Raw genomic sequence first — 4,725 nt, 5'->3', positions numbered from 1 at the left:
CCGATCTTGAAATAGATTTTGTCGGGCAGCCGAGGAGGCATGAGAGAAAGTTCCTAAGTGGACGCGCCGCTGTTGAGGCTCTTTTTTAAAATCTGGCTCGGCTTGAAGGTGAGGACTTTGCGGCCGACGATGATGATCTCTTCGCCGGTCTGAGGGTTCCGTCCCTTGCGCGGCCGCTTGGTGTTGACCACGAAGTTGCCGAATCCGGAGACCTTGACCTTCTCCCCTTTCTCCAAGCAACTTTTGATGATTTCAAAAGTAGCCTCCACCACGTCCGTGGCGTCTTTCTTCGCGAACCCCACCTTCTCGTAAATCCGGGCGATGATTTCAGCTTTGGTCATCTTCCCACCTCTCTTTTTCGGTCGAGCGCGCCGGCAGCGTCACCCTCTGAGCTGAGCGCCGAAGCGCTCGCCGATCCGCGACACCAGTTCCTGATGCAGGTCTTGTACCTCCGCGTCGGTCAAAGTTCTGTCTTCCGCCCTATACGAAATGGTATAGGCCAGACTCTTCTTGCCTTCCGGAATGGGAGCGCCGCGGTATTGATCGAACACCTCCACGCCTTCAATCAGAGAGTGGCGCAGATCTTTGAGCCAGTTAATGATCTGTTGCGCGGGAAACTTTTCATCCACGACGACAGCCAAGTCCCGTTCAACAGATGGAAATCTCGGAAGGGAACGAACCGTTAACTTAGGCGAAAGATACTGAACCAACTTTTCAAAGTCAAGTTCGAAGATCAACAATCGCGGCAGAGAGAGCTCTTCGCTTACGTTCGGATGGATCTCGCCGATATAACCCAGAGGCGCGCCGTCGATTTCGAGGCGGGCGGCGCGGCCGGGGTGGAGAAACGCCGGAACGGCCTCTCCCGTCCAGCCCAAACGGTCCCCGGCGGCGATTTGTTCTACGATGCCCTCGATCAATCCCTTGGCGTCAAGGAAGGTAAACGGCGCATCCTCGGCGCGCAGTCCCCGGCGCTCCCGAGCGCCGTAAAAGAGCCCGGCCAGATGCTGGCGCTCCCGAGGATCGCCGTCGTCGGCGAGGGAGAAGACCTTGCCGAGAGCAAAAACGCCGAGACCTTTGACTCGTTGAGCGAGGTTAACTTTGAGGTTCTCGATGAGACCGGGAATGAGGCTCCGCCTCATCTCCGCGCTCTCCTGCACCAGCGGATTCAAAACGGCCACCGGCTTTTTGCGACCGTCCAGGATGCCGGGAAAACGAGCGTTCATTTCCGCGGAAGTGAACGGCAGGTTGATGGTCTCCGTGAGCCCTTCGCCGATTAGATAAGAGCGCAGTCCGCGCTCCCAGCGGAGCCGCGCGTCCGGTCTCCCGCCCACGCGCGCCCGCGGCAGCGTGGACGGTATTTTATCGTATCCATGCAGGCGGGCGATTTCCTCGATGAGATCGGCCTCGCGCGAAAGATCGCTGCGGTAGGTGGGAGGAATGACGTTGAAGGCGGCTTTTCCGCGGCGCTGAATCTTGCAGCCGAGCCGCTTGAGAATCTTTTCGATCTCCGCGGGCTTTATCTCGACGCCGACGATGTCGTCTACTCTCGGCCGCCTGAGCAGAATCGACGGCGGCTTGGCTCGTCGAGGATAGCGGTCGATGACGTTGCCGGCCGGTTTTCCGCCCGCAACCTGGCCGAGCAAGGAGACGGCTCGCTCCAGAGCGGCGATCGTCCCTTCCGGATCGACGCCTCTCTCGAAGCGGTGCGAAGCTTCGCTGTGCAGGCCCAGGCGCTTGGCCGTGCGGCGCACCGTCACCGGATCGAAGTTAGCGCTTTCGAGCAGCACCGCGCGCGGCGCGGCGCCGACCTCCGAGTCGCGCCCGCCCATGACGCCGGCCAACGCGACGGGAACGTCGCCGTCGCAGATGAGCAGGTCCTCCGGCGCGAGCTCGCGCTCGACGCCGTCCAAAGTAACGAACTTTTTTATCCCTCTCGCCTGCCGGACGACGATCTTTTTGGCGGAGAGCCGGTCGAGATCAAAGGCGTGGAGCGGCTGGCTGGTCTCCAGCATGACGTAGTTGGTGACGTCCACGATGTTGTTGATCGAGCGGATGCCGCAGGCCTCGAGGCGAAATCGCATCCAGTCGGGCGCCGCGCCGACGCGCACCGACTCGACGACGCTGGCCGAATAGCGCGGGCAGGAGCGCGGGCTTCGGATCTCGACCTTGACGGGCGGTGTTGCTTTTGGTTTTACGCCTGAAGATTTCTGCGCCGGCAGCTTTAGACGGCCGCCCCTCAGAGCCGCGATTTCGCGCGCGAGGCCGATGACACCGAGGCAGTCGCCGCGATTCGGCGTCACCGCGATCTCGATGAGCCAGTCCTCGCCGGCGCCGTCCGCCGGACGCAGGGGCGCCAGAGATTCCACTTCGAGGCCTGCCATCGTCAGCGCCTCGGCGAGCTTCTCCGGGGAATCCTTAAGCTCGACGAACTCTTTCAGCCAATTGAAAGTAAGCTTCATGGATTATTCAGAAACTGGGAAACTGGCGCAAGAACCTCATGTCGTTTTGAAAGAAGAGCCGCATGTCCTCGATGCCGAACTTCAGCATCGCGATGCGCTCGACGCCCATGCCGAAGGCGAAGCCGGAGAATTTTTCCGGATCGTAGCCGACGAAGCGAAAGACTTCCGGGTCGATCATGCCGCTGCCCAGAATTTCGAGCCAGCCGGAGCCCTTGCACACGCGGCACGGCTGTGAAGCGCCGAGCGAGCCCTTGCCGCCGCAATTAAAGCAGCCGATATCGACTTCTGCGCTCGGCTCCGTAAAAGGAAAGAAACTAGGACGGAAGCGAACAGCGGTGTCTTCGCTGAAGATCCGCCGGAGCACGTGCGTCAGAACTCCTTTGAGATCGCTGAACGATATGCCGCGATCGACCATGAAGCCTTCGACTTGAAGAAACGCCGGTGAATGGGTCACGTCCAGCTCATCGCGCCGATAGACGGTGCCGGGCGCAATGATCTGGAGCGGCGGCTTGCGGCTCTCCATGACGCGGATCTGAACCGGCGAGGTGTGGGTGCGGAGCAGACGGTTTTCGCCGACGAAAAAGGTGTCCTGCATGTCGCGCGCCGGATGGTCCTTGGGTATATTGAGCGCCTCGAAGTTATGGTAGTCGTCTTCGATCTCGGGCCCGCGCGCGATCTCGAAGCCCATGCCCAAAAACACGTCGATGATCTCGTCCATCGCGAGCGTCAGCGGGTGGACCCGTCCGCGCTCGCGGCGGCTCCCCGGAAGCGTGATGTCGACCCGCTCCCGGCTGAGCGCCTTCTCTCGATTCCCGGACTTCAGCGCCTGGAGGCGCTCGTCGATCCGCTCTTCGAGAAAGCCGCGGAGCCGGTTGAGCGCTTCGCCGCGTTTCGGCCGCTCCTCGGCCGGGACGTCCTTCAGGCCGCGGAGCAGACTCGTAAGCGTTCCTTTGCGCCCGAGGACTTCGACGCGGAGACGTTCGACCTCGTCCTCGGACGCCGAGCGGCCGATCCGATCGACGACTTCGTCCCTGAGATTGTCCAGAGACTCGCTCATACTGGAAGTGCGGCGAAAAACTACGTTGAAAGGTGAGTCTTGGCGAGCTGGGCTATCTGGCCGAAGCCGGCCGCGTCCGCGACCGCTATATCCGCGAGGATTTTTCGATCCAACTCGACGCCGGCATGCTTGAGACCCCGGATCAATTGACTGTACGAAAGCCCGCTCAATCGAGCCGCCGCGTTGATGCGCGTGATCCACAGGCCGCGGAACTCCCTCCGCCGGACCCGGCGATCTCTATAGGCGAATGCGAGACCGCGCTCGACCGTCTCCCGCGCCATGCGGTACAACTTGCCGCGGCCTCCGACATAGCCCTTGGCGAGCTTCATGATCTTCTTCCGCCGCCGCCTGGTTTTACTTCCTCCCTTGGCTCTTGGCACTGTAGTTAGCTCCTTCCTTTGAATAGCTTTCAGCGGTCAGCAAATTCTTGGACTCCTTCTTAGCTGATAGCTGACCGCTTCTTTGCTGACGGCTATAAATACGGTATCAGTTTGCGGATATTTTTCTGCTCGACAGCCGACACTAGACCGCTCTTCCGGAGTCTTCGCTTCCGTTTTTTGTTTTTGCTGGAAAGCAGGTGACCTTTGAAGCCTTTGCTTCTTTTGATCTTCCCGCTTGCCGTGACGCGAAATCTTTTCATCGCGCCGCGCTTGCTTTTTATTTTCGGCACTTTTTTCTCCCTCTTTAGGCCTGTTTCGGGACCAGAAGCATGGCCATGTTTCTGCCTTCCAATCGCGGCGCAATATCGAGCTTGGCGATGTCCTGCACCTGACCCACGACCGAGTTGAGCATCTGTCTGCCCAGTTCCGGGTGCGTGATTTCGCGGCCGCGGAAGAAAACCGAGACCTTGACTCTCTGTCCCCGCTCTATGAACCGCCGGATGTTTTTGACCTTGTAGACTAAATCGTGGCGGTCGGTGCGCGATCCCATCTTGACCTCTTTGATCGTGACGAACGTCTTTTTCCCGCCTGCAGATTTCTTTTTCTGCTGGTAGCGGAACTTGCCGTAATCCATCATGCGGCAGACCGGCGGCTGGGCCTCCGGCGCCACCTCGACCAGATCGACGCCGAGCGCCTCCACCTGCTTGAGCGCCTCGTAAAGCGGCATCACGCCCAACTGGCTCCCGTCCGCGCCTATCACCCGCACCTCGCGGGCGCGGATCTGATGATTGATTCTCGCCTCCCTGCTAGCAGCTATAAGCCACCTCCT

The 4,725-nt window shown here is 60.2% G+C and carries 6 protein-coding genes; all 6 read right to left on the bottom strand.

All coding sequences use genetic code 11. The annotated features are described in order from the left end of the window. Window positions 1-53: 53 nt before the first annotated feature. Entirely contained in the window at window positions 54-341 is a 288-nt protein-coding gene (locus tag VGL70_19125; GenBank protein HEY3305643.1) for an integration host factor subunit alpha, read from the bottom strand. Window positions 342-380: 39 nt separating this feature from the next. Then, on the bottom strand, window positions 381-2,459 hold the full coding sequence (pheT, locus tag VGL70_19120) for a phenylalanine--tRNA ligase subunit beta (protein HEY3305642.1): 2,079 nt from the start codon (window positions 2,457-2,459) through the stop codon (window positions 381-383). Window positions 2,460-2,466: 7 nt separating this feature from the next. Then, the gene (gene pheS / locus VGL70_19115; GenBank protein HEY3305641.1) at window positions 2,467-3,516 is read right to left on the bottom strand and encodes a phenylalanine--tRNA ligase subunit alpha; all 1,050 of its coding nucleotides are present in this window, start codon (window positions 3,514-3,516) and stop codon (window positions 2,467-2,469) included. A gap of 20 nt (window positions 3,517-3,536) precedes the next feature. After that, on the bottom strand, window positions 3,537-3,896 hold the full coding sequence (gene rplT, locus VGL70_19110; GenBank protein HEY3305640.1) for a 50S ribosomal protein L20: 360 nt from the start codon (window positions 3,894-3,896) through the stop codon (window positions 3,537-3,539). 92 nt (window positions 3,897-3,988) lie between these two features. Then, window positions 3,989-4,186: a 50S ribosomal protein L35 gene (rpmI, locus tag VGL70_19105; protein ID HEY3305639.1), complete on the bottom strand. Its 198-nt coding sequence runs from the start codon at window positions 4,184-4,186 to the stop codon at window positions 3,989-3,991. Between the two features lie 14 nt (window positions 4,187-4,200). Further along, the gene (gene infC / locus VGL70_19100) at window positions 4,201-4,713 is read right to left on the bottom strand and encodes a translation initiation factor IF-3 (GenBank protein HEY3305638.1); all 513 of its coding nucleotides are present in this window, start codon (window positions 4,711-4,713) and stop codon (window positions 4,201-4,203) included. Window positions 4,714-4,725: the final 12 nt, after the last annotated feature.

It is taken from the genome of Candidatus Binatia bacterium (assembly GCA_036504975.1).
Classification (GTDB): Bacteria; Desulfobacterota; Binatia; order UBA9968; family UBA9968; genus JAJPJQ01.
Note: the sequence above shows the minus strand (reverse complement) of the source record. Positions and strands in the feature narration are given on the sequence as shown.